Origin of the sequence: Burkholderia multivorans ATCC BAA-247, from assembly GCF_000959525.1 — a bacterium.
In the GTDB taxonomy this organism is placed as follows: domain Bacteria; phylum Pseudomonadota; class Gammaproteobacteria; order Burkholderiales; family Burkholderiaceae; genus Burkholderia; species Burkholderia multivorans.
In genome coordinates this window covers 557,226-577,949 of sequence record NZ_CP009831.1, presented here as the reverse complement: position 1 = coordinate 577,949, position 20,724 = coordinate 557,226, and the positions used below count along the sequence as shown (strand labels likewise).

The 20,724-nt window shown below is 66.2% G+C and carries 20 protein-coding genes and 2 pseudogenes; 5 read left to right on the top strand and 17 right to left on the bottom strand.

Annotated features, from left to right (window positions below):
- Positions 1–107: 107 nt before the first annotated feature.
- The 8 genes from NP80_RS04855 to NP80_RS31575 form a co-directional block, all read right to left on the bottom strand.
- On the bottom strand, positions 108–911 hold the full coding sequence (locus NP80_RS04855; RefSeq protein ID WP_006411531.1) for a hypothetical protein: 804 nt from the start codon (positions 909–911) through the stop codon (positions 108–110).
- A gap of 90 nt (positions 912–1,001) precedes the next feature.
- On the bottom strand, positions 1,002–1,913 hold the full coding sequence (locus NP80_RS04850; protein ID WP_006411530.1) for a hypothetical protein: 912 nt from the start codon (positions 1,911–1,913) through the stop codon (positions 1,002–1,004).
- 528 nt (positions 1,914–2,441) lie between these two features.
- On the bottom strand, positions 2,442–2,696 hold the full coding sequence (locus NP80_RS04845; protein WP_226823170.1) for a recombinase: 255 nt from the start codon (positions 2,694–2,696) through the stop codon (positions 2,442–2,444).
- 165 nt (positions 2,697–2,861) lie between these two features.
- Positions 2,862–4,121, bottom strand: coding sequence for an IS256-like element IS1356 family transposase (locus tag NP80_RS04840; RefSeq protein ID WP_006401211.1), 1,260 nt, complete (start codon positions 4,119–4,121; stop codon positions 2,862–2,864).
- Between the two features lie 199 nt (positions 4,122–4,320).
- Positions 4,321–4,524 (bottom strand): DUF4926 domain-containing protein, encoded by a 204-nt coding sequence (locus tag NP80_RS28825; RefSeq protein WP_080559045.1) that lies wholly within the window; start codon positions 4,522–4,524, stop codon positions 4,321–4,323.
- The gene (locus NP80_RS04835) at positions 4,521–5,675 is read right to left on the bottom strand and encodes a DUF637 domain-containing protein (protein ID WP_226823171.1); all 1,155 of its coding nucleotides are present in this window, start codon (positions 5,673–5,675) and stop codon (positions 4,521–4,523) included. Before NP80_RS04835 ends, NP80_RS28825 begins: the two co-directional genes overlap by 4 nt.
- 328 nt (positions 5,676–6,003) lie before the next feature.
- Positions 6,004–6,333, bottom strand: coding sequence for a colicin immunity protein (locus NP80_RS28820; RefSeq protein WP_080596270.1), 330 nt, complete (start codon positions 6,331–6,333; stop codon positions 6,004–6,006).
- Between the two features lie 6 nt (positions 6,334–6,339).
- Positions 6,340–6,402 carry a hypothetical protein gene (locus NP80_RS31575; protein ID WP_230938014.1) on the bottom strand — a complete coding sequence of 21 codons (63 nt, stop codon included), beginning with the start codon at positions 6,400–6,402 and terminating at the stop codon, positions 6,340–6,342.
- 306 nt (positions 6,403–6,708) lie between these two features.
- Here NP80_RS31575 and NP80_RS04830 point away from each other — a divergent pair.
- Positions 6,709–6,900: pseudogene (locus tag NP80_RS04830) on the top strand (shikimate kinase); the annotation flags it as partial.
- On the opposite strand, the gene NP80_RS04825 reads toward NP80_RS04830, so the two are convergent.
- Together NP80_RS04825 and NP80_RS04820 are read right to left on the bottom strand one after the other, a co-directional pair.
- Entirely contained in the window at positions 6,894–8,204 is a 1,311-nt protein-coding gene (locus tag NP80_RS04825; RefSeq protein WP_006404288.1) for an MFS transporter, read from the bottom strand. The pseudogene NP80_RS04830 and the gene NP80_RS04825 overlap by 7 nt on opposite strands.
- A gap of 153 nt (positions 8,205–8,357) precedes the next feature.
- Positions 8,358–9,440: a tartrate dehydrogenase gene (locus NP80_RS04820; RefSeq protein ID WP_006411801.1), complete on the bottom strand. Its 1,083-nt coding sequence runs from the start codon at positions 9,438–9,440 to the stop codon at positions 8,358–8,360.
- Between the two features lie 108 nt (positions 9,441–9,548).
- Here NP80_RS04820 and NP80_RS04815 point away from each other — a divergent pair, with 108 nt between their 5' ends.
- The 3 genes from NP80_RS04815 (at position 9,549) to NP80_RS04805 (ending at position 11,982) form a co-directional block, all read left to right on the top strand.
- A complete protein-coding gene (locus tag NP80_RS04815; protein WP_006411795.1) occupies positions 9,549–10,457 on the top strand; it encodes a LysR family transcriptional regulator in 909 nt (302 codons plus the stop codon).
- Between the two features lie 134 nt (positions 10,458–10,591).
- Entirely contained in the window at positions 10,592–11,218 is a 627-nt protein-coding gene (locus tag NP80_RS04810) for a LysE family translocator (protein WP_006411794.1), read from the top strand.
- Positions 11,215–11,982, top strand: a complete 768-nt coding sequence (locus NP80_RS04805) for a class I SAM-dependent methyltransferase (RefSeq protein WP_006411798.1) — start codon at positions 11,215–11,217, stop codon at positions 11,980–11,982. The genes NP80_RS04810 and NP80_RS04805 overlap by 4 nt, the downstream gene beginning before the upstream one ends.
- Positions 11,983–12,024: 42 nt before the next feature.
- Here the strand turns inward: NP80_RS04805 and NP80_RS04800 are convergent, their stop codons facing one another.
- Positions 12,025–12,693, bottom strand: coding sequence for an O-methyltransferase (locus NP80_RS04800; protein ID WP_006411799.1), 669 nt, complete (start codon positions 12,691–12,693; stop codon positions 12,025–12,027).
- 133 nt (positions 12,694–12,826) lie between these two features.
- On the opposite strand from NP80_RS04800, the gene NP80_RS04795 reads away from it, so the two are divergent.
- Positions 12,827–14,122: an O-acetylhomoserine aminocarboxypropyltransferase/cysteine synthase family protein gene (locus tag NP80_RS04795; RefSeq protein WP_006411803.1), complete on the top strand. Its 1,296-nt coding sequence runs from the start codon at positions 12,827–12,829 to the stop codon at positions 14,120–14,122.
- Between the two features lie 55 nt (positions 14,123–14,177).
- Here NP80_RS04795 and NP80_RS04790 read toward each other — a convergent pair whose 3' ends face one another.
- The 6 genes and pseudogenes from NP80_RS04790 to NP80_RS04765 form a co-directional block, all read right to left on the bottom strand.
- Positions 14,178–15,353 (bottom strand): phosphotransferase enzyme family protein, encoded by a 1,176-nt coding sequence (locus NP80_RS04790; RefSeq protein WP_006404297.1) that lies wholly within the window; start codon positions 15,351–15,353, stop codon positions 14,178–14,180.
- A 33-nt stretch (positions 15,354–15,386) separates the two neighbouring features.
- A complete protein-coding gene (gene pnuC / locus NP80_RS04785; RefSeq protein ID WP_006411800.1) occupies positions 15,387–15,998 on the bottom strand; it encodes a nicotinamide riboside transporter PnuC in 612 nt (203 codons plus the stop codon).
- A 33-nt stretch (positions 15,999–16,031) separates the two neighbouring features.
- Positions 16,032–18,287: a TonB-dependent siderophore receptor gene (locus NP80_RS04780; protein ID WP_035948199.1), complete on the bottom strand. Its 2,256-nt coding sequence runs from the start codon at positions 18,285–18,287 to the stop codon at positions 16,032–16,034.
- 466 nt (positions 18,288–18,753) lie between these two features.
- Positions 18,754–18,957: a DUF2970 domain-containing protein gene (locus NP80_RS04775; RefSeq protein ID WP_006404301.1), complete on the bottom strand. Its 204-nt coding sequence runs from the start codon at positions 18,955–18,957 to the stop codon at positions 18,754–18,756.
- A 133-nt stretch (positions 18,958–19,090) separates the two neighbouring features.
- Positions 19,091–20,047: pseudogene (locus NP80_RS04770) on the bottom strand (pyridoxamine 5'-phosphate oxidase family protein); the annotation flags it as partial.
- Entirely contained in the window at positions 20,044–20,709 is a 666-nt protein-coding gene (locus NP80_RS04765) for a glutathione S-transferase family protein (RefSeq protein WP_006404303.1), read from the bottom strand. The gene NP80_RS04765 and the pseudogene NP80_RS04770, both read right to left, overlap by 4 nt.
- Positions 20,710–20,724: the final 15 nt, after the last annotated feature.

Sequence of the window (20,724 nt, the reverse complement as noted above, 5' to 3'; positions counted from 1 at the left end):
TTTCCCCTCGCCTTCCCCTCCCCCTTCCGCTCCCTCCCGTGCAGTGCACGCGCTGCCAGTGCCGGTCCGCAATCGGTACGACGGCGAACCTGGGCCCGCTGCGGAAGTCATTTCGGCGCGGCGGCCGTCGTCGTGCTCGTGGTCATCATCGTCGTAGCGGCCGCCACCGCGGTCGATGCCGGCGTCTTCGGCGTGCGCGCGAGATCCTGGCCGATCAGCTCCGCGATCGACTTCTCGCACGCCTTGATCCCTTCCACCGACTTGTCGAAGTTCTTCTCGAGATCGCTGAAGCTTCCGTACGTGTACGCTACGTCGCTCTCGACGTGCACGCTGTTCGCCTTGATGTCGTAGCCGCACGCGAACGTCTTGAAATAGAGATCCTGCTTCGTCTTTGCGTCGATGATGCGTGCGCGGACGACGACCGCAGGAATGTAATCGGGCCGACTGGGCGGCGAAATGTAGCCGAACGACGTGAACCATACGTTCATGATCGCGTCCGCGTCGGTCTGGATGTCGGAATAGTCGTCCGACTTGCCGTCCGCCGCCCGCTTCGGCTTCTGGTTCAGCTTCACGATCTGATAGCCGTTGTCGGCAAGACGGCCGGTGACGCCGTCGACGATGTCCGGTACGAATACGATCTTGTTGGCCGTCACGCGCTCGGTGTAGGTGTTCGTATGGCTTGTGTTGACGGCGACTTGCGCGAGTGCGCCGATCAGGCCGAAGCCGCCGGCGGCGCCGCCCAGATTGATGACGCCGACCTGCCTCGGCTCGGCAACTTCGAGGAGCGCGATCGAATGCAGCTTTTCGCGCGCTTGCGCGTTCATATCGGTCTTCGGCGCCGTCACGCAACCGGACAGCAGCGTGACGAGCAGGCCGCACGCGAACAGCGTTACCTCGGAGCAGTTCTTCATTGAGTCGAAAGGGCTTTGGTTGTTGACGGAACGTTTTCGTCGGGCCGTCGCACGGGGCGCGTGAAGACACCGCGTGCGACGGCCGTGCGTTTATTGCTTGATGACCTGACCGTATGCGACGAAGCTGTAATCAGCCGCGCGCAGCACGTACAGGATCGACCGCTGGAAGCCGTTGCTGCCGCGGATCGGCACGAACATGATCGCGGCGCTGCCCGACAGCGGCACGCCGGCCGGCAGCTTGCAGCCGGACGATGTCGAGGCCGTCAGCGTCATGTCGTACATGTTCTGGTTGGAGTTCGGCGTCGCGAGCAGCAGCGTGCCGGTCATGTTGCAACCGCTCAGCGTGCCGGTGACCGAGCCGCCCGATGCGATCGTGAACGATGCGTTCGTCGTCGCCCATGCGCCGGTGACGCTGTCTTGCGTAACGCTCAGCGCGTTTTCCGCGTTGTAGGTCCACGTGAAGTCCGAGGCCGTACCGTCGCGGCTGATCGTGCCGGACAGCGTCTGCTTCGCGCTGTACGCGCCCGATCCCGAGTCGATCTTCTTGACGATGCCCGTCATGCCCGCGAAGTTGAAGCCCGAGCTGAGCGACCACGTCGCGCCGTTGATCGTCAGGCTCGTGAAATCGTTGGACATCACGAACGAGCTGAGCAGGTTCAGCGTGCTGACGTTGTTGTTCGGGTCCACCAGGGCAATGGTCGAGTAGCCGAGGTTGCCCGATTGCGTCCAGATCCCGGTCGGGCCGCTCGCCGTTGCGGCGGTCGAACCGGCTTGCGGATTCGTCAGGCTCGGCAACGCCTCGCCCACCATCGCCGGCTGCGAGGAGGCGACCGGTGCGCTTGCGGGCGCGGCCGCGAGCGGCGTCGATGCAACGGCCGGTGCGCTGGCTGCGTTATTGGCGCCGCCAGTGTTGGCCGGTGCTCCGCTGCTTGCGTTCGACGAGTCGTCGCCACCGCCGCAGCCCGCGACGATGAATGCCGAGATCGCGGTTGCTGCCAGCAAACAAAGAGACTGCTTCTTCAATTCAACCCCCGTTTTTTGATGCGTTTTTGGTCGTTAAGATTCGGATCTGTTTGTGTTGCGTTGAGTTGGAATCGCTTGTTGTTCGGGTTTTTGGGCGGACCTCCTTTGGTGGTCGTGAATGGGCGTTGTGATATTTCGACGATCGAGGATGCGAAGGTGGGCGGGCGGTTGATGCGCGGTGAGCGGTGTGGCGCATACAGGCGTGGATGCGCGGTCGCGCGAGGCGGCACTCGCGGCGATGACGGCGCAAGGCGGCAGCAGAGCCGCTGCGCCGGCGCACAGGAAAGCGACGCGCCGGCCCCCTTGCCTGCGCGCCGTGTGGAATCGGTGCGTCTCATGTTCTGGTCAAGTACACGGCTTCGCCGGCCGTGTGCCCCTCGTCGGTTGGTCTTGTTGTTCGGTCGTCTTGGTACTTTGGGCGATCTCGAGGAAAGATATCGGCAGGTTTTTCGCGTTCTTTAGCGGAATCGTCGAATGATTTTTCTAATCGATTCTCGCCCTGTCGGCTCAGGCGCACGGCGCGCCCGTTTTACAGGCCGCGGGATTCGGCGTCGGCCTCGTCGTCAAGCTCGGCCAGTAGATCGGCCGCCGTCGCCGGCGGCCCGTCGGGTCGGTCGGGTTCCGCACCGTGCGCGCGAGCCGCGCCGGATGCGTCGCCGTGTGGATGTCCTTCAGCGCATGGATGCTCACCCGCGTGTACACCTGCGTCGTCTTGATGTCCGCGTGGCCCAGCATCGCCTGGATGTAGCGCACGACGAACATCGTGCAATTGCCGATGCGTGGCTCCAGCGCGCGATCGACGGAATTCGGCAAATGCACGTCGACAAGGACGTGCACCGCGAGGTGGCGAGGGGGATTTTCTAGCGGTTCGGGGTCGGCTCGCGGACGGGAGGTATCCGGAATTCCGTGTGTGAGGCGGGTTGAGATTCAGATTCCAATGTTGAATCGTTCCGGGTAAAGCAGCGCGAACTGGGTCATCGCGCTCTTCCAATCGTGCCGAGAGCCGGTCCACTTGGCCACGACGTTGCGCAGCGCCAGCCAGATCAGTTTGAGCGCGGCCTCGTCCGACGGGAAGTGGCCGCGCGCCTTGATGATCTTTCGAAGCTGCATATGCAGCGACTCGATCGCGTTGGTCGTATATACAATTTTCCGGATGTCAGGCGCGAAGGCGTAGAACGGAATCACCTGATCCCAGGCCCGGCGCCAGAGCGCGGCAATCGGAGGGTATTTCGTACCCCACGGGCTCGTATCGAACGCGTCCAGCGCCACGGCGGCCGCTTCGGCCGACGGTGCCCGATAGACCTCCTTGAGCGCCGCTGCGACCGATTTCCTGTCTTTCCAGCTGGCAAAGTCCAGCGAGTTCCGGATCAGATGCACGATGCAGGTCTGGACCGTCGTTTCCGGGAACACCGTGTTGATCGCTTCAGGGAAGCCCTTCAGGCCGTCGACCACGGCGATCAGAATGTCCTGCACGCCGCGCAGCTTCAGGTCGTTCACCACCCGCAGCCAGAACTTGGCGCCCTCGGTCTGCTCGATCCAAAGGCCGAGCACGTCACGCGTGCCGTCGCGGCGCACGCCCAGCGCCAGGTAGATCGCCTTGTTGCGCACCACGCCTTCGTCGCGGATCTTGACTCGCAAGGCATCGAAGAACACGACCGGGTACATCGGCTCGAGCGGTCGCTGCTGCCATTCGCGCACTTCGTCGATCACGGCATCAGTCACCGTGCTGATGAAGTCCGGCGACACCTCGATGCCATACATCTCCAGCAGGAAGCCCTGAATCTCCCGCACGCTCATGCCGCGGGCATACATCGCGATGATCTTGTCGTCGAAGCCTGTGAAGCGTCGCTCGCCCTTGGCGATCAGCACCGGATCGAACGTGCCTTCGCGGTCGCGCGGAATCTCGACGTCGAGCAGGTCATTGTCGGTTGCGATGCGCTTGCGGCTGGTGCCGTTGCGATGGTTCGTGCGGCCTACCGGCTTGGCTTCGCCCTTCTCGTAGCCCAGGTGGTGGGTCAGTTCGCCGCCCAGCGCGCGCTCGAATATCGCCTTCTTCAGGGCCGCGAATTGCTCGTTGATCGAAGCCCGATCCAGCGTTCCGGGCACCAGTTGCTTGATGAGTTCCGGGTCCAGGTTCAAGCCCTTGCCCGGTTCTACCGGCACTTCTTCCTTGCGTTTGCGTGGCATAACGTGGCTCCTTGGCCATCAGTTTATGCCTCACACACAAAAGTTCGGATAGGCTCCGCGGACGACCCGCGATCGACATAAATCGGACGATAGCGCCGTCGCACTCGTCGACGCCACAAACGACAAACCCGGCCAAGGCCGGGTTCGTCTCATTGCTGCTGTCCGGGCAATAACCGGCGTTCGCCCACTCTTCCGTAACTCAGGGCGTCAGCGGTGCATTCTGTAAATGTTCGACTGCAATCACTTCTTGCACTCGAGTCGTACCATCTGCATTTGAGAATTCGACCTCGTAGTTACCATCGCCGTAGTCCTCAATGACGTAGCCGATATCCCCCGGTCTCAGCGAGGAAACTAGACCTCTCGGTCCAACGAACCGCACTCTGTCATAAATATGAATCGTCATTTTGGGCTCCGTGTAAATCCAGAGAATGGCGTATTCAACTTGATGGAACCATCACCTTGAATCATCCAGCCTGAACGCAGATAGCTCGTTTGACCAGCTGCCGCCCCCTTCCCAGGCAACGCAATTTCGATGTTAATGCGCTGGCCGTATTGATCCAGTTTACCAAGCGTATATTGACCCTGGGCGTATTTCTGCGCGGCTTGCTGTTCCCACATCTGCGTCAGTGAAGCAGAGTCAGCGCCGGAGTATCCCAATGATTCAAAGACGGCGTTCTTACCGTGATCAGCGCCCGTGGCAAATATGTAGTCAGAGAATTTTCGTGAGTCTGCTGTGGCAAGGGAAGCAACGTCACTACCGGCAGCAAACCTGCCGCTACCAATAAGTGAAGCCGCCCCGGCTGCTCCTACCAGCGATACCAGACTCCCGAAATCCGGATCGTCATATGGCAGCATCGCACCGTTGAGGAACGGCACGTAATCCGGATAGCCCGGCAGCGCTCCATTCACGAAGTTCGGAATGGCCTCAACGGTCCCAACCGCCGTATTCCATGCCGCGCGACCCGTATCTTTAATCGCGCTCGTCAACGTGCCGCAGTTATGGCCCGGCGCACACGTGTTGTTCAGCGTCTCATTCTGAGCCGCCGTCATCGCGCCCTGCACGTTCTGGCCCAGCAAACCAGCCGCTGCGCCACCGAGCAGTGACGTCGCCGTCACGATCGCCGCAAGCTGTCCCTGATCGGTGATGCCCTGCCCGCCCGTGACAGCCGTCGCGATGCCGTTCGCTGTCATCGCCGACACGGCTCCGCCAATCGCCCCACCACCGCATCCAGAGCCGCTGACTGCGCTCGCGACACAGCCCAGCGTCATGTGTCCGACGATGTTCGTCAGCGTCAGAGGATTCGCCTGATCGCCAATGGCGAACGCCCCAGCTGCGGCCAAGTCGCTGACTAGCCCACTCTTGAGGGCAGAGCCAAAGCTGCCGCCTTCGATCGCCGTGTGCAAGCCCGCAGAAATTCCAGCGTCGGCCAGCATGGCCAGACCGCGAACTTCGAGCGTCGTCGTCGGCGCCATCGCCTGACTTGCCGTGTTACCGATCCCGGGCTTCACCCCCGCCAAACTGGCAAGGCTTTGCGTCCCCGGTTCCCAGCGCAATCGGCTGTGTCGTAAAGCCAAGCCCGGACTGTGCGTTGTAGGTAATGCCGTTCGTCAAACCGGCCGTGAACGCAGCAACGGCCGCCGCTTCAAAAGCACTGCTGAGCGCAATCTTGCCCGTACCGACAAACTGGCTGGCGGCACTCGAAGTGAATCCGGCAATCGCTGCCGACAAGACCACAAATTTCTGTCGAGGACGATTCCGATGTCGTCGACAACATTCGTGTCGTTAACTGACATTTCACTTCTCCATGCCTGTGGTGAGCATGGGCGTACGATTTGAACCCTGGGGCGCGGCGACCGGTGCTATATGGAAGTTTGTTTAAAGTCACCAGCCCGCCATATGCGGTGCGGTAACCACGAACACATCGTGCACATTGCTCTCTGCGCGAATGAAGTCCGCCGCAGCAAGATTGTTCTGGTTTGCTGCAGTGGAATCAACGGGCGGATCAGCTCCATCCCAAATGCAATCAAGTCTGGCTTCGAACCCAGGAAAATGCCAAATCCCGCCTTCCACGCGAGACACAACCAAACCTTGCTCGGCTGCACGTTCGCAAATCTCAATTGCCGCGCCGGCTGACAATTTCATCACAACACTTCCTTCCAGCGCGAAGAAATCGTCCGCTGATTCGTAACGCCGTTGAAGATCGAATTTCATCGTGCCTCATTTCCACTTGATTCGACTGTCGGGAATCCAACCGGGATCGTTCTTACCACTTACCTGCACGACTTCGCCGGTACGGTCGTTCACCACAACATAACCGCTCTTTCATCCATATACCGACGCAGAGTCGCTTCTTGGCAAACCGGCTGGCGTTTTCGCTTCGGATCTGTTGTCGGTCGTCGCCCCGACACGAACGCGGCTCACGATAAAACCCTGACTCTTGCGAAGCTGCAGACGCAATGCTGATCGTCCCTGCAACGCCAATCACCGCATCAATTGTAGTCATCAGCCCTTCGGCCACCACGCTACTTTCCCATGACTCAATCACTATTCCTGCGGCATGCGCACTGGCACTGGCATAGGAACGCAACACTCGCGCCGCCGCAGGCGATCGCGGCGTCCCACCGCGGCGCGCGCACGCTGACGGAATGGGAACGGCAGCGCGTCGCCGAGATGTATCGCAAAGGCTATGCGTCGCGCGCGTTCAGCGACTGCTTCGTCGACACGTCGACCGCATCGGTCGCCGCATGCGCAGCCGACATCGCCCGCCGCATTCAGTGATGGTGCTGCACGCGTGACGCGACCCGCTCACGTCCCCCCTTGCGGCTCAGCATCAGCGTGACGATCGCCGACACCGCGAGCGTCGCCGCCACCACGTAGAGCCCCGCCGCATAGCCGCCCGTCGCCTGCTTCAGCCAGCCGATCGCGAACGGGCCGACGAAGCCGCCGAGATTGCCGATCGAGTTGATCATCGCGATCCCCGCGGCCGCACCGGCACCCGACAGAAACGCGCTCGGCATCGCCCACAGCGGCGCCTTCGCAGCGCTGATCCCGACGTTGACCACAATCAGCGCGAGCACCGTCAGCAGCGCCGTGCTCGCCCCGCCGGCGAACACGAAACCGATGCACGCGAGTACGCAAGGAATCACGACGTGCCACGTGCGCTCGCCGGTGCGGTCCGAATGACGCGCCCACACGATCATCGCGACGACCGCCGCGACGCTCGGAATGCCGGTCAGCAGGCCTGTCTGCAGCGCGCTGAAGCCGAACTGCTTCACCATCAGCGGCGCCCACAAGCCGAGCGTATAGAGCCCCGCCGACGTGCCGAAGTAGATCAGTGCGAGCGCGAGCACGCGCGGGTCGCGCAGCGCCTGCCACGCGCCGGCCGCATGGCCGCTGCGCCCGTGCCGCGCGTCGGCTTCGGACTTCAGCTTCGCGATCAGCCAGTCGCGCTCGTCCGGTTGCAGCCACGCGGCCTTCGACGGCGCATCGGTCAGGCACTTCAGCACGACGAAGCCGAGCACGATCGCCGGCAACGCTTCGACGATGTACAGCATCTGCCAGTCCGCGAGGCCGAACATCGGCGGCATCTGCATGATGGCGCCGGATAGCGGCGAGCCGATCGCAGTCGAGATCGGCGCGGCCGCCATGAACCACGCGGCGGCCACCGCGCGCTGCCGCGCCGGAAACCACAGGCTCAGGTACAGGATGATGCCGGGGAAAAACCCGGCCTCCGCCACGCCGAGCAGGAAGCGCAGCACGTAGAAGCTCGTCGGTCCGACCGCGAACGCGGACACGGCCGACACGATGCCCCACGTGATCATCACGCGCGCGATCCAGATCCGCGCGCCGACCCGGTGAAGAATCAGGTTCGACGGCACCTCGAACAGGAAGTAGCCGATGAAGAACAAGCCGCCGCCGAGTCCGAACGCAGTAGGCGACAGGCCGATCGCCTTGTTCATCGTCATCGCGGCGAAGCCGACGTTGACGCGATCGAGAAAGCTGACGAAATACAGCAGCATCACGAACGGAATGATGCGCCACATCAGTTTCCGCGCGACGCGGGTTTCCGGATCCGCTTGCATGTGTCTCCTCCTTCGAGGTCGAGCCGTGCTCTGTGATAGGAATGCCGGCCGATCCGCGGTGCGGATCGGCGCCCCGCTCGCGTCGCTTGCGCGAGTCGCGGGCAGATCGAGTCGATTGGCACGAAACGGCGCGCCCGCGGAGGGCGCCCGCCGTCAGGCCGTCACGGCCGCGTGCGCGACGTGCTCGCAGACAGCCGCCGTCACCTGCGCGGTCGTCGCATGGCCGCCGAGGTCGCGCGTATGCAGCGACGGATCGGCCGTCACGGCTTCGATCGCGCGCATCACGCGCGCGGCCGCTTCGGTCTCGCCGAGATGCTCGAGCAGCATCACGACCGACCAGAACGTGCCGACCGGATTCGCGAGCCCCTTGCCCATGATGTCGAACGCGGAGCCGTGGATCGGCTCGAACATCGACGGATAGCGGCGCTCGGGATCGATGTTGCCGGTCGGCGCGATGCCGAGGCTGCCGGCGAGCGCGGCCGCGAGATCGCTGAGGATGTCCGCATGCAGGTTCGTCGCGACGATCGTGTCGAGCGAGGCAGGACGATTGACCATCCGCGCCGTCGCCGCATCGACGAGTTCCTTGTCCCATGTGACGTCCGGAAACTCCTGCGCGACCTGCTTCGCGATCTCGTCCCACATCACCATCGCGTGACGCTGCGCGTTGCTCTTCGTGATGACCGTCAGCAGCTTGCGCGGACGCGATTGCGCAAGCCGGAACGCAAAGCGCATGATTCGCTCGACGCCGACACGCGTGAGGATCGACACGTCGGTCGCGGCCTCGATCGGATGGCCCTGATGCACGCGGCCGCCGACACCCGCGTACTCGCCTTCCGAGTTCTCCCGCACGATCACCCAGTTCAGGTCGTCCGGGCCGCAGCGTTTCAGCGGTGCATCGATGCCGGGCAGGATGCGCGTCGGCCGCACGTTCGCGTACTGATCGAAGCCCTGGCAAATCTTCAGCCGCAGCCCCCACAGCGTCACGTGGTCCGGCACATCCGGGTCGCCGGCCGAGCCGAACAGGATCGCGTCCTTGCCGCGCAGCGCGTCGAGGCCGTCGGCCGGCATCATCGCGCCGTGCCGGCGGTAGTAGTCCGCGCCCCAGTCGAAATCCTCGAACTCGAACGCAAAGCGGTCGCCGCCGCGGGCCAGCGCCTCGAGCACCTGCTTGCCGGCCGGCACGACTTCCTTCCCGATGCCGTCGCCGGGAATGGTCGCGATACGGTACGTCTTCATGCGAATACCTCGATTTGATCGTGAGCGTGCGGCCACTTTACCGAACCGGCAGTGCAGGAACCGGTGCTAGACTCAAAGCATCTTTAACTTCAGTTCACGAATCGCGTCATGACGGACACCGTGCAGCCGGCCGATCTCGCCTTCTTCTCGACGCTGGCCGCGTCGGGCAGCCTCAGTGCGGCCGCGCGCGAACTCGGACTGACGGCGGCGGCCGTCAGCAAGCGGCTCACGCAGATGGAGCGGCGCGCGGGCGTCACGCTCGTCAACCGGACGACGCGTCGCATGATGCTGACGCCCGAAGGCGACGTGTATCTCGACTACGCGCGCCGCATCCTCGATCAGATGGACGAGCTCGGCGAACTGCTCGGCAGCGCGAAGCAGCGGCCGAAGGGGCTGCTGCGCGTGAACGCGACGCTCGGCTTCGGGCGCAGCCATGTGGGTCCGGCGATCTCGCGGTTCGTCGCGCGCTATCCGGAGGTGTCGGTACAACTGCAACTGTCGGTGATGCCGCCGCCACTCACCGACGACGCATTCGACGTCTGCATCCGCTTCGGCGAGCCGCCCGACACGCGTGTCGTCGCGCGGCGGCTTGCGCCGAACCGCCGGCTGCTGTGCGCGGCGCCCGCGTATCTGGCACGGCACGGCACACCGGGCACGCCGCATGAACTGACACGGCACAACTGCATCGGCATCCGGCAAGGCGACGAAGGCTACGGAATCTGGCGGCTGACGACGGGCCGCGGCGCGGCCCGTCATACCGAAGCCGTGCGAATCAACGGCAATCTGACGACGAACGACGGCGAGATCGCAGTGAAGTGGGCACTCGACGGGCACGGCATCCTGATGCGTGCCGAGTGGGACATCCGCGACTATCTGGCCGACGGGCGTCTCGTCGTCGTGCTGCAGGACTACGAAACGCCGAGCGCGGACGTCTATGCGGTGTATGCCCAGCGCCATCAGATGTCGACGCGGATCCGCGCGTTCGTCGATTTTCTCGCGGCAGAGCTGGGCGGCTGACAGGATCGTCGTCCGCGCGTCGCACGGTTCGCCCATCGCCACGCCGGCGCGGCTCAGGCCGGGCTTCGGCAGCGTCGCGCCGAACCGAATACAATGCGCGGAATCGCACCGCAGCACCCCTTCCCGGAGCCGCCATGTTCGACCTGACCACGCTGACCACCTTCACCGCCGTCGTCCTCGGTCTCTTCCTGATTCCCGGTCCCGCGGTGCTGCTCGTGCTGAGCCGAACCGTGCAGGGCGGCCGCCGCACCGGCATCATGACGGGCCTCGGCGTCGCGAGCGGCGACTTCGTGCATACGCTGTTCGCGGCGGTCGGGCTGTCCGCGCTGCTGATGACGTCCGCGCTGGCCTTCAACGTCGTCAAATGGGTCGGCGCCGTGTATCTGATCTATCTCGGCGTGCGCGCGCTGCTCGACAAGCCGTCCGATCCGTCGCTGCCGAAGGTGTCGCCGGTCACGCCGCTGAAGGCGTATCTGCAGGCGATTCCCGCCGAAGTGCTGAACCCGAAGACGGCGCTGTTCTTTCTCGCGTTCATGCCGCAGTTCGTGCACCCGGAACGTGGCTCGACGTTCGTGCAGTTCGCGGTGCTCGGGCTGATCTTCGTCGTGCTCAGCTCGCTCTACACGACGCTGATCGCGTGCTCGATCCGTCCGCTCGGCCGCATCGTGAAGCGGCTCACGTGGCTCACGCGCTGGCAGGGCAAGATCATCGGCTCGATCTTCATCGCGCTCGGTCTGCGCGTCGCGGTGCAGCAGCGGTGACGCGCCGCACGGCCGTCGCGCCCGCCGATGAAACGCTGTACACGGATGCGCGTCTCGTCGCGGTCTACGACCTGTTCAACGCGGGCGATCACGATTTCATGTTCTACGCCGCGCGCATCGGCGCCGCACCGCAGCGCATCCTCGACGTCGGCTGCGGGACCGGCACGTTTGCCCGCCGGCTCGCGGCGGCCGGGCACGACGTCGTCGCGATCGATCCGGCGCCCGCGATGATCGACTACGCGCGACGTCAGCCGGGCGCCGACGCGGTGCGCTGGACCGCCTGCGACCTGCACGACCTGCCGCCCGGCGCGCCGTTCGATGCGGCCGCGATGACGGGGCACGCGTTCCAGTGCCTGCTGACCGACGACGCGATCGACGCCATGCTGCGCGGCGTACGCCGCGTGCTTGCGCCGGACGGGCGCTTCCTGTTCGAGACGCGCAACCCCCGCCTCGAACCCTGGCGCGCGTGGACGCCGCAGCAGTCGGCGCGCCGCGTCGATTCGCCGACGTTCGGCGCGGTCGAGCTGCAGCACGTGTCGCATGCGGTCGAAGGGCCGATCGTCTCGTTCGATACGCACTATCGTTTCGTGCGCGACGACACGCGCGTCACGCATGCGAGCCGATTGCGGTTCATCGCGCAGCGCGAGCTGCAGGAGCGCGTGGCGGCCGCCGGCTTCTCGGCGGTCGACTGGTACGGCGATTGGCAAGGCGCGCCGTTCGACGACGCGACGAGTGCGGAGATCATCGCGATTTGTCGCGTGTGAACGGCCGCGCGATGCGCGCCGGGCGGGCACGCTGCGATCGCATCACTCGCCCACAATCGAAATCGAAAACCCGTCCCACCCCTTCTGCCCGACCGTCTGCACGGCCGTCGTCGTCAGCTTCGGCTCGGCGACGATGCGCGCGAACCCTTCCCGCACGCCGACGACATCCGGATCGCGATTGTCCGGATCGGCCACGCGCCCGCGCCGCACGACGTTGTCCACGACAATCACCGTGCCCGGCCGCGACAACTTCAGCGCCGCATCGAGATAAACGTGGTTGTTGTCCTTGTCCGCGTCGATGAAGATGAAATCGAACGGTGCCTCACCGTCGGCGATGAGCCGCGCGAGACTGTCCTTCGCGCTGCCGACGACGACCGATACGACATCCGCGAAGCCCGCGCGCGCGATGTTCTGCGTCGCGACCGCCGCGTGCGCCGGATCGAGCTCGAGCGTCACGAGCCGGCCGCCGGGCGGCAACGCGCGCGCCAGCCAGATCGTGCTGTAGCCGCCGAGCGTGCCGACCTCGAGAATGCGCCGCGCGCCGCGGATCGTCGCGAGCAGTTGCAGCAGCTTGCCCTGATTCGGCGCGACGTTGATCGCCGGCAGCCCGGCCGCCTCGCTCGCCGCCAGCGCGGCATCGAGCACATCGTCGGACGGCACGAGCGTCGCCGAGAAATACGCGTCCACACGGTTCCACTGATCCTGATCCATCGCACACCTTTCGTCTGCGGAAAAACGCATTCTATGCGCGCTGCGCGGATAAGCAACGCACCATTCGTTCTAAGCTTCGCGCCCGGTGCGCTCCTATAATCGCCCGATCATCACAACAACAGACGGAGCACGCATGACCGATCAGGCCTCTTCGAAGTGGCGGCTCGAAACGCTCGCCGTCCATGGCGGCTACCGCCCCGATCCGACGACGCGCGCTGTCGCGGTACCGATCTACCAGACGGTCGCGTATGCATTCGACGACACGCAGCACGGCGCCGACCTGTTCGACCTGAAAGTCCAGGGCAACATCTATACGCGCATCATGAACCCGACGACCGACGTGCTCGAACAGCGGCTCGCCGCGCTCGAGAGCGGCGTCGGCGCGCTCGCGCTGGCGTCGGGTCAGGCAGCCGTCACGTATGCAATCCAGACGATCGCGGAAGCGGGCGACAACATCGTCGCGGCCAGTTCGCTCTACGGCGGCACCTACAACCTGTTCGCGCATACGCTGCCGCAATACGGGATTACGACGCGCTTCGCCGATCCGCGCGACCCCGCATCGTTCGCACCGCTGATCGACGCGCACACGAAGGCGATCTTCGCGGAATCGGTCGGCAATCCGCTCGGCAACATCGCCGACATCGCGGCGCTCGCCGACATCGCGCATCGCCACGGCATTCCGCTCATCGTCGACAACACGGTGCCGTCGCCGTATCTGCTGCGCCCGTTCGAGCACGGCGCCGACATCGTCGTGCATTCGCTGACGAAGTATCTCGGCGGTCACGGCACGAGCCTCGGCGGCGCGATCGTCGATTCGGGCAGGTTCCCGTGGGCCGACCATGCGGACCGCTTCAAGCGGCTCAACGAACCGGACGTCAGCTATCACGGCGTCGTCTATACGGAAGCGTTCGGGCCGGCCGCGTATATCGGCCGCGCGCGCGTCGTGCCGCTGCGCAACATGGGCGCCGCGATCTCGCCGTTCAACGCGTTCCAGATTCTGCAAGGGATCGAGACGCTCGCACTGCGCATCGAGCGCATCAGCGACAACGCGCTGAAGATCGCGCAGCATCTTGCGCGTCACGAACGCGTCGAGTGGGTCAACTATGCGGGGCTGCCCGACCATCCCGATCATCCGCTCGTCGCGCGCTATCTGTCGGGACGTGCGCCGGGCCTGCTGACGTTCGGCGTGAAAGGCGGCCGCGCAGGTGGCGCGAAGTTCCAGGATGCGCTGAAGCTGTTCACGCGGCTCGTCAACATCGGCGACACGAAATCGCTCGCGACGCATCCGGCATCGACCACGCATCGGCAGCTGTCGCCGGCCGAACTCGCGAAGGCCGGCGTGAAGGAGGAAACGGTGCGGCTGTCGATCGGCATCGAGCATATCGACGATCTGATCGCCGATCTCGATCAGGCGCTCGCACAGGTCTGATCGGGCCGCCGCGCGCGAGACGCGCCGCAGCCGGCGCGCATCACGCGCGGCCGCGTTAGCCGCGCCGGCGCTGCTCGAGCCAGTCGAGCAGCTGCCGGCCGTCGCGGCCGCCGAACCATCGCGCGTGGCCGAGCAGATAGCCGTCGTACGCGACGTCGACGATGTCCGGCGCGTTCACGATGCAGCCGAAATACGCGACTTCCGACAGCGCGAATTCCGTATGTACGATCGGCAGCAGCGCGACGAGCGCCGCATAGGCGTCGTCGCCGAGCGGATCGAGCGACTCGTAGCCGTCGAGCAGCGCATCGATCTGCTCGTACTCGACGCGCCGTGCGTCGGCCGGCGCGAGCCAGTCGATCATGTTGCGCTCGATCGCGAGCGCGACGTCCATCACCGCGCACGTGCGGTCCGACAATCCGAAATCGAGCACGGTGCACACCTGCGCGCCGGGCATCGCATCGGTCCACAGCAGGTTCGACGCATGCCAGTCGCCGTGCGTCCATAACGGCGCCAGCGCGGGCAACAGCGGCACGATGCGTGCGTGATACGGCCCGATCGTCGCGGCGACGTCCGCGCGCCAGTCGCGCGTGCCGAGCGCACGCACGAGCAGCGGCTGCGCCTCGACCCAGCGTTCGAGCGCGCCGGCCAGATCCGCGCTCGACAGCACGCGAAAACTCGACAGCAGCGTGCGAATCGGCCGCGCCGGCGCATCGTAGCCGGCCGACGCGCGATGCAGTTGCGCGAGCGCGCGGCCGGCCGCATAGGCATGCGACGGATGCGCGAACGGCTTCCACGACATCACGCCGCGATACGCATCGACACCGGGCGCGACGACATGCACTTCGTACGTCCAGTCGCCCAATGCAAACGCGGTCGCGCCGTCGCGGCCGGCGAGCACGTCGGGCACCGGGCAGCCGTGTGCGCGCAGATGCGCGATGAAGCGGTGCTCTTCGGCGAGCCCTTCGACGTCGCGCAGGCTCGCGTGGTGACGCTTGACGAACAACGCGCGCTCGTCGTCCGTGCGCACCAGCACCGCCGCCGAGAACGGCCGCGGACTGTGCCAGGTCAGGCGCGCGGGCACGCCCGCGCCGTCGATCCGCGCGAGCACGGCCGCGACTTCGTCGTGCGTGATCAGCGGCCAGTCGCGCTCGGCCTGTTCGCCGTCGACGCCGAACTGCGGCGGTGCGACCTCGCGTGCGGCAGGACCGTCCGGCTCGAGGGGAAATGACATGAACGACGTCGCTCCGTAATTGAATCGCGTGGATCAGTGTGCCGCGCGCGCGTCGGCGCGCAGCGCATCGGCGGTGCGGCTCCAGTCGCGCCAGCCGATGACGGCGAGCGCGATGAACAGCGCATAGAGCCCGGCCGTCAGATACAGCGCCTTGAACACGAACATCCCGACGTACACGACGTTCACGACGATCCACAGGCCCCACGACGCGATATAGCGCCGCGCGGTCCAGTATTGCGCGACGAGGCTGAACGCCGTCAGCGACGCATCGACGAACGGCAGCGCCGCATCGGTCCAGCGCGCCATCATGCCGCCGAGCAGCGCGCTGCCGATCACGGCCGCGATCAGGTCGGGCAGCATTTGCCGCGGCCGCACGCCGGTGACGGGCGCGACGTCGCCGGCCGGCGCCGCGTGGCCGCTCGCCTCGAGCGTACGCTGCGCGAGCCAGCGGCGCCAGCCGTATACCTGCAGCACCGCGAACGCACCTTGCAGCAGCATGTCGGAATACAGCTTCGCGTCGAAGAAGATCCAGCCGTACAGCGCGACCGACGCGAGTCCGACCGGCCAGCACAGCATCCGCCGCTTCGCGGTCAGCCAGATCGCCAGCGCGCTGACGATCACGCCGACGATTTCGAGGGAGGACATCGTATGGGCTCCTGGGTAGCCGCTGCGCGGCGATCAGAAATCATAGGTCAACGACACGCGGGCGGTGCGCGGCGCGCCGGGGAACAGATACGCGTCGCCCTGCTGCTCGCCCGCATCGCGCCAGTAGAACTTGTTGAACAGATTGTCCACCGACACGCGCAACACGGTGCGATGACCGGCGATCTTCGTCGTATAGCGCGCGCCGAGATTGAACACGAACCACGACGGCACGCGCGCGGTGCCTTCTTCGTTCGCGTTGCGGCTCGCGCTGTACTCGACGCCGCCGAGCACGTCGAGCCCCGTGACGCCCGGCACCGCGTAGTCGGCATACAGCGACGCGCGCAGCGCCGGCACGTTGATGATCTGGTGTCCCTCGTACGCGGCGCTGCCCGAATCGTACGCGCGGGCGCGAATCGCCGCCACGCTCGCGGTCAGCGACAGACGCTCGGTGAGCCGCCCGGCCGCGCCGAGCTCGATCCCCTGATGCCGCTGCGTGCCGCGCTGCACGAACGTGTAGCTGCTGCCCGACGCATCGGGATCGGCGAACTGGAACGGCTTGCTGATCGTGAACAGCGCGGCCGTCAGGCTCAGCCGGTCGAGCCAGTCGTACTTCGCGCCGACTTCGACCTGATGCGATTCGACCGGCGGCAGGAACGCATACGCATTGGTCGCGCGCACGGGCGCCTGATCGCCGAGCGACAGCGCCTTGCTGTACGACGCATAGAGCGACAACGCACGCACCGGCTTGTACACGAGCGCGACCTGCGGCAAGAACACGGAACGATCGGTGCGCGTGGCCGGGCCGTCGATGCTGTCCCAGCTGCGTTGACGCAGCAGCACTTCCTTGCCCCCCGCGAGCACCTGCCAGTGTTCGCCGATGCTGATGCGGTCGAGCCCGAACACTCCGTACTGCCATGCGTCGAGCTGGGGATACGACGGGCCCGGCACATCGGGCGATGGCGAGAACGTCATGTCCGGCCCATAGATGTTTTCGCTGCCCACGTCTTTGTACACGGCCTCGGCCATGTGCACGACGCGACGCTGCACGCTCACGCCAAGCGTCAGCTCGTGCCGCAGCGGCCCGGTTGCGAACTTGCCCGTCGTCACCGCGCGCACGTCGTCGTTGCGGCGATATTCGCCGGGGCTGCGGAAGTCGTACACGTCGTAGTCGCCATTCGCGCCGAAGAAGAACGGCGACGTCGTGCCGGCCGCGCAGCTCGCCGCGTAGTAGCAGCCGTATGCGAACGCGCTGTTGTCGTCGATCATCGTGCGGCTGCGGCCGGCGGCGATATACGCTTTCCAGTCGTCGTTGAACTGATAGTCGAAGCGCGCGTTCAGGTTCAGCGCATCGGTCGTGACGGGCTTCGCCCACGGCTGCGTGCCGAGCGCCTTCGACGTCGTATGAACCGACGGTACGACGGTGCCGCCGAGCAGTTGATAGCCGGGTGCGGAACGCTGGATCCACTGCTGGAACTCGGCGTTCAGCTGCAGGCTCGCACGCGGGCTGATGTCCCAGTCGGCGGCGATCGAACCGAACGTGCGGCGTCCGTTCGTGCCGTCGATATACGAGTGCATGTTTTCCTTCGCGGCGTTCACGCGGAAGCCGAACTGGTTGTCGGGCCCGAAGCGCCGGCCGACGTCCACGGCCGCCGATGTCGAGCCGCGGCTGTCGACACCGGCCGTCACGCTCGCGACGTTCGCGGAGCGCTTGGTCACGAAGTTGATCACGCCGCCCGGCGCGACGACGCCGCTGTCGATGCCGGCCAGCCCTTTCAGGATCTCGACGCGTTCCTTGTTCTCGAGCGGCACGTTCTGCTCGCCGGACACCGTCAGCCCGTCGATCCGGATCGCGCTCGCCAGGTCGACCGGAAAGCCGCGGATCGCGAAGCCTTCAAAGTAGCCGACCGGCGCGTAGTCGTTGACGACCGACGCGTCGTTGCGCACGACGTCGCTCAAGCGCTTCGCCTGCTGATCGTCGAGCTGCGCGCGCGTGACGACGTTGACCGACGCGGGCGTGTCGAGCAGCGGCGCGTCGTCGAAGCCGGCGACCGATGCTTCGCGCGCGCGATAGGTATGGCCGCGTGCGCCGCTGACCGTGATCGCCGGCAGCGTCGCATCGGGTGCCGCCGTGGCGGCCGCTGCGGGCGTCGCTTCGGCGCCCGATGCGGGCGCGTCGCCCGGTGCCGCGACGGCCTGCGCCGCGAAAAGCGTGATGCCGAGGCCGGCGCAGAGGCCCGCATTCGCGCGGCGCCGTGGCGTACGCCGCGCGGTTGTTTTGCTTACCGTCATGGTTATGGATGGCGCACTCGCCATTCGATCCTGTCGAAACACGTTACGAAGCTGCACGGCGCGCCCCGCCGAGTGCGCCTCCGTGCGCCGTTCGCGGGACGAGCCGGACGATGCGCACGCGTACGCGCCGCTCGGTCGGGAAAACGCGGGATCGGACATCGGATGCGCGCGACGCGCAACGCCGGCGCCGCCGTCGATCCGTTCGTCGGACGGGCGGCGGCCGGCGCAATTGCGCGGTCGGGCATGCGGGGAACGCTTCGATGCCGCGATGGGCGAGCGATGCGGGCAGAAGCGCCGTTTAGGCAACGGGGCATGCGCATGGCGCGCGGCATCGCGGCGTGGCGCGCATTTTACCGCGCGCGCGGCGCGGGGCCGGGAAATCGGCGGCGGCGGAGGGAGGACGGACGGCTGACGGTCGAGCGCGAGCGACAGCGGGCGCGGCGGGCGGCGCGATAGCGTGCCGCGCTCAAAACCCCTGCGTCGTCACGGTCGGATCGACGACCAGGTGCACGACGCCGTAAATCGCCGCGCCGACGAGCAGCGCGAGCACGATCGCGACGAACGGCAGCAGCGTGAAGTTGACGTTCGCGAGATCGGACGCGTGCGCCTTGCTGTTGCGTACGCCGAAGAAACTCCACAGAACGAGGCGGATCATGCTGAACAGCTTCATGGTGTGCTCCTTTCGTCTATCGGTTGACGCTATCGTCGGTCCGACAGGCCTGCGGAAAAAGAAGCAGTTGCGCGCGATTTTTGCGCAGCACGCGCGCTGCGGCCGCATGCCGCAGGGTACTAGCGCGCTACTTGAACTGCGGCGCGCGCTCGACCGGCGACCAGCGGAACGGCAGCACGGCCGCAGTACGCCGCACGTCCGTCACATGAAAGCGCACGACGCGTTGCGCGCCGTCGAACGACGCGACGAGCGGCCCGTCCCAGACGATCTCGGCGCGTGCGGCCACGTACAGCAGATCGCCGCGCCCGAAGTCGACGAACAGCAGCCCGGCGCGCGGGTCGTGCTGCAGGTTGCCGAGCGTATTGAACAGCCGGTTGCCGCTGAAATCGGGCGTCGCCAGCGTCCGCGCATCTTCGACGCGCACGAAGCCCGGCATTCCGCCGCGATGCGACACGTCCGCGCCGCGCGCGACGCCCGCCTCGGCCGACGCGTTCGCGCTCGCGACGAAGAACGTATCGGCTTGCGCGAGCAGCGTGCGATCGTCGTCGCCGAGACGGTCGGACCGCTGCGTCGCGGGCCGCGCGTGCCCGTCGTGCGGCGCGGCGGTCGGCGTGCGCGCCTGGATGTACTTCGCGCAGTTGCCGAAACTCTGCTCGACCGCGATCGTCAGCGCGTCGCCGTCCACCGCCTGCACGACGCCGTTCACGCGATTGCGCCGCCGCGTCGCGAACTCGATGCCGAGTCCGCCGAGCAGCGCGCCGGCGTACCACGTACCGGCCAGCGGATCGTCCGGCAGCGTGCCGCCCGCGATCGTCAGCGTGCGCGCGTCGGGCGACGACACGAAGCCCGGCTCGCCGACGCGCAGCGTCGCCCACGGCTGACCGTCCGCATCGACGCCGCCGACCACGAAGAACGGCAGCTGCGCAAAGAACGTACGGTGCTGATCGGGCATGAAGCGGCGGATACCGCGCAGCCCGATCGCATCGGCGGCGTCGGTGACGCCGGCGCGCTGCTGCACGGCGCGCTCGCCCGCATGAAACGGCGAGCCCGGCAGTTCCCAGCCCGGTATCGCGGCGGTCGGCGCGTTCACGTCGTGCTCCCGGGCGCGGCGTCGGCCAGCAGGCCCGCGCGCGTCGACTGCATCGCAATGAAGCGCGGCAGCGCCTCGATCCGCGCGAGCCACGCGCGCACGTGCGGATACGGGTCGAGCGACACGCCGCCTTCCGGCGCATGCGCGATGTACGTGTATGCGGCGATGTCGGCGATCGTCGGCTGCGCGCCGGTCGCGAACGGCTTGTCGGCGAGTTCGCCGTCGATCGCGGTCAGCAGCTTCGCGGCCGTGCGCTTCGCGGCGTCGTGATCGAGCGTCGCGCCGAACACGGTGACGAGCCGCGCGGCCGCCGGCCCCGTCGCGATCGGCCCGGCCGCGAACGACAGCCAGCGCTGCACGGCCGCCGCGCCGAGCGGATCGTCGGGCAGCCAGTGCGCGTCGCCGTAGCGCTTCGCGAGATACACGAGGATCGCGTTCGAATCGGCGAGCACGGTGCCGTTGTCGTCGATCACCGGCACCTGGCCGAGCGGATTCAGCGCGAGGAACGCCGGTGCGCGCTGCGCGCCGGCCGCGAGATCGACGTCGACGGTCTCGAACGGCAAGCCGAGCAGCGACAGGAACAGCCGGACGCGATGCGCGTGCCCCGACAGCGGAAACGAATAGACGCGGATCGGCGACACGGGCTGGGCAGTAGCAGGCATGTAAGAACTCCGGAT

Coding starts and splice junctions, on each gene's coding strand:
- NP80_RS04820 (WP_006411801.1), bottom strand. CDS start 9,440: ATGAAGACGTACCGTATCGCGACCATTCCCGGCGACGGCATCGGGAAG.
- NP80_RS04765 (WP_006404303.1), bottom strand. CDS start 20,709: ATGCCTGCTACTGCCCAGCCCGTGTCGCCGATCCGCGTCTATTCGTTT.
- NP80_RS04800 (WP_006411799.1), bottom strand. CDS start 12,693: ATGGATCAGGATCAGTGGAACCGTGTGGACGCGTATTTCTCGGCGACG.
- NP80_RS28820 (WP_080596270.1), bottom strand. CDS start 6,333: ATGAAATTCGATCTTCAACGGCGTTACGAATCAGCGGACGATTTCTTC.
- NP80_RS04825 (WP_006404288.1), bottom strand. CDS start 8,204: ATGCAAGCGGATCCGGAAACCCGCGTCGCGCGGAAACTGATGTGGCGC.
- pnuC (WP_006411800.1), bottom strand. CDS start 15,998: ATGTCCTCCCTCGAAATCGTCGGCGTGATCGTCAGCGCGCTGGCGATC.
- NP80_RS04855 (WP_006411531.1), bottom strand. CDS start 911: ATGAAGAACTGCTCCGAGGTAACGCTGTTCGCGTGCGGCCTGCTCGTC.
- NP80_RS04790 (WP_006404297.1), bottom strand. CDS start 15,353: ATGTCATTTCCCCTCGAGCCGGACGGTCCTGCCGCACGCGAGGTCGCA.
- NP80_RS04840 (WP_006401211.1), bottom strand. CDS start 4,121: ATGCCACGCAAACGCAAGGAAGAAGTGCCGGTAGAACCGGGCAAGGGC.
- NP80_RS04780 (WP_035948199.1), bottom strand. CDS start 18,287: ATGACGGTAAGCAAAACAACCGCGCGGCGTACGCCACGGCGCCGCGCG.
- NP80_RS28825 (WP_080559045.1), bottom strand. CDS start 4,524: ATGACGATTCATATTTATGACAGAGTGCGGTTCGTTGGACCGAGAGGT.
- NP80_RS04795 (WP_006411803.1), top strand. CDS start 12,827: ATGACCGATCAGGCCTCTTCGAAGTGGCGGCTCGAAACGCTCGCCGTC.
- NP80_RS04845 (WP_226823170.1), bottom strand. CDS start 2,696: ATGTTCGTCGTGCGCTACATCCAGGCGATGCTGGGCCACGCGGACATC.
- NP80_RS04775 (WP_006404301.1), bottom strand. CDS start 18,957: ATGAAGCTGTTCAGCATGATCCGCCTCGTTCTGTGGAGTTTCTTCGGC.
- NP80_RS04815 (WP_006411795.1), top strand. CDS start 9,549: ATGACGGACACCGTGCAGCCGGCCGATCTCGCCTTCTTCTCGACGCTG.
- NP80_RS04810 (WP_006411794.1), top strand. CDS start 10,592: ATGTTCGACCTGACCACGCTGACCACCTTCACCGCCGTCGTCCTCGGT.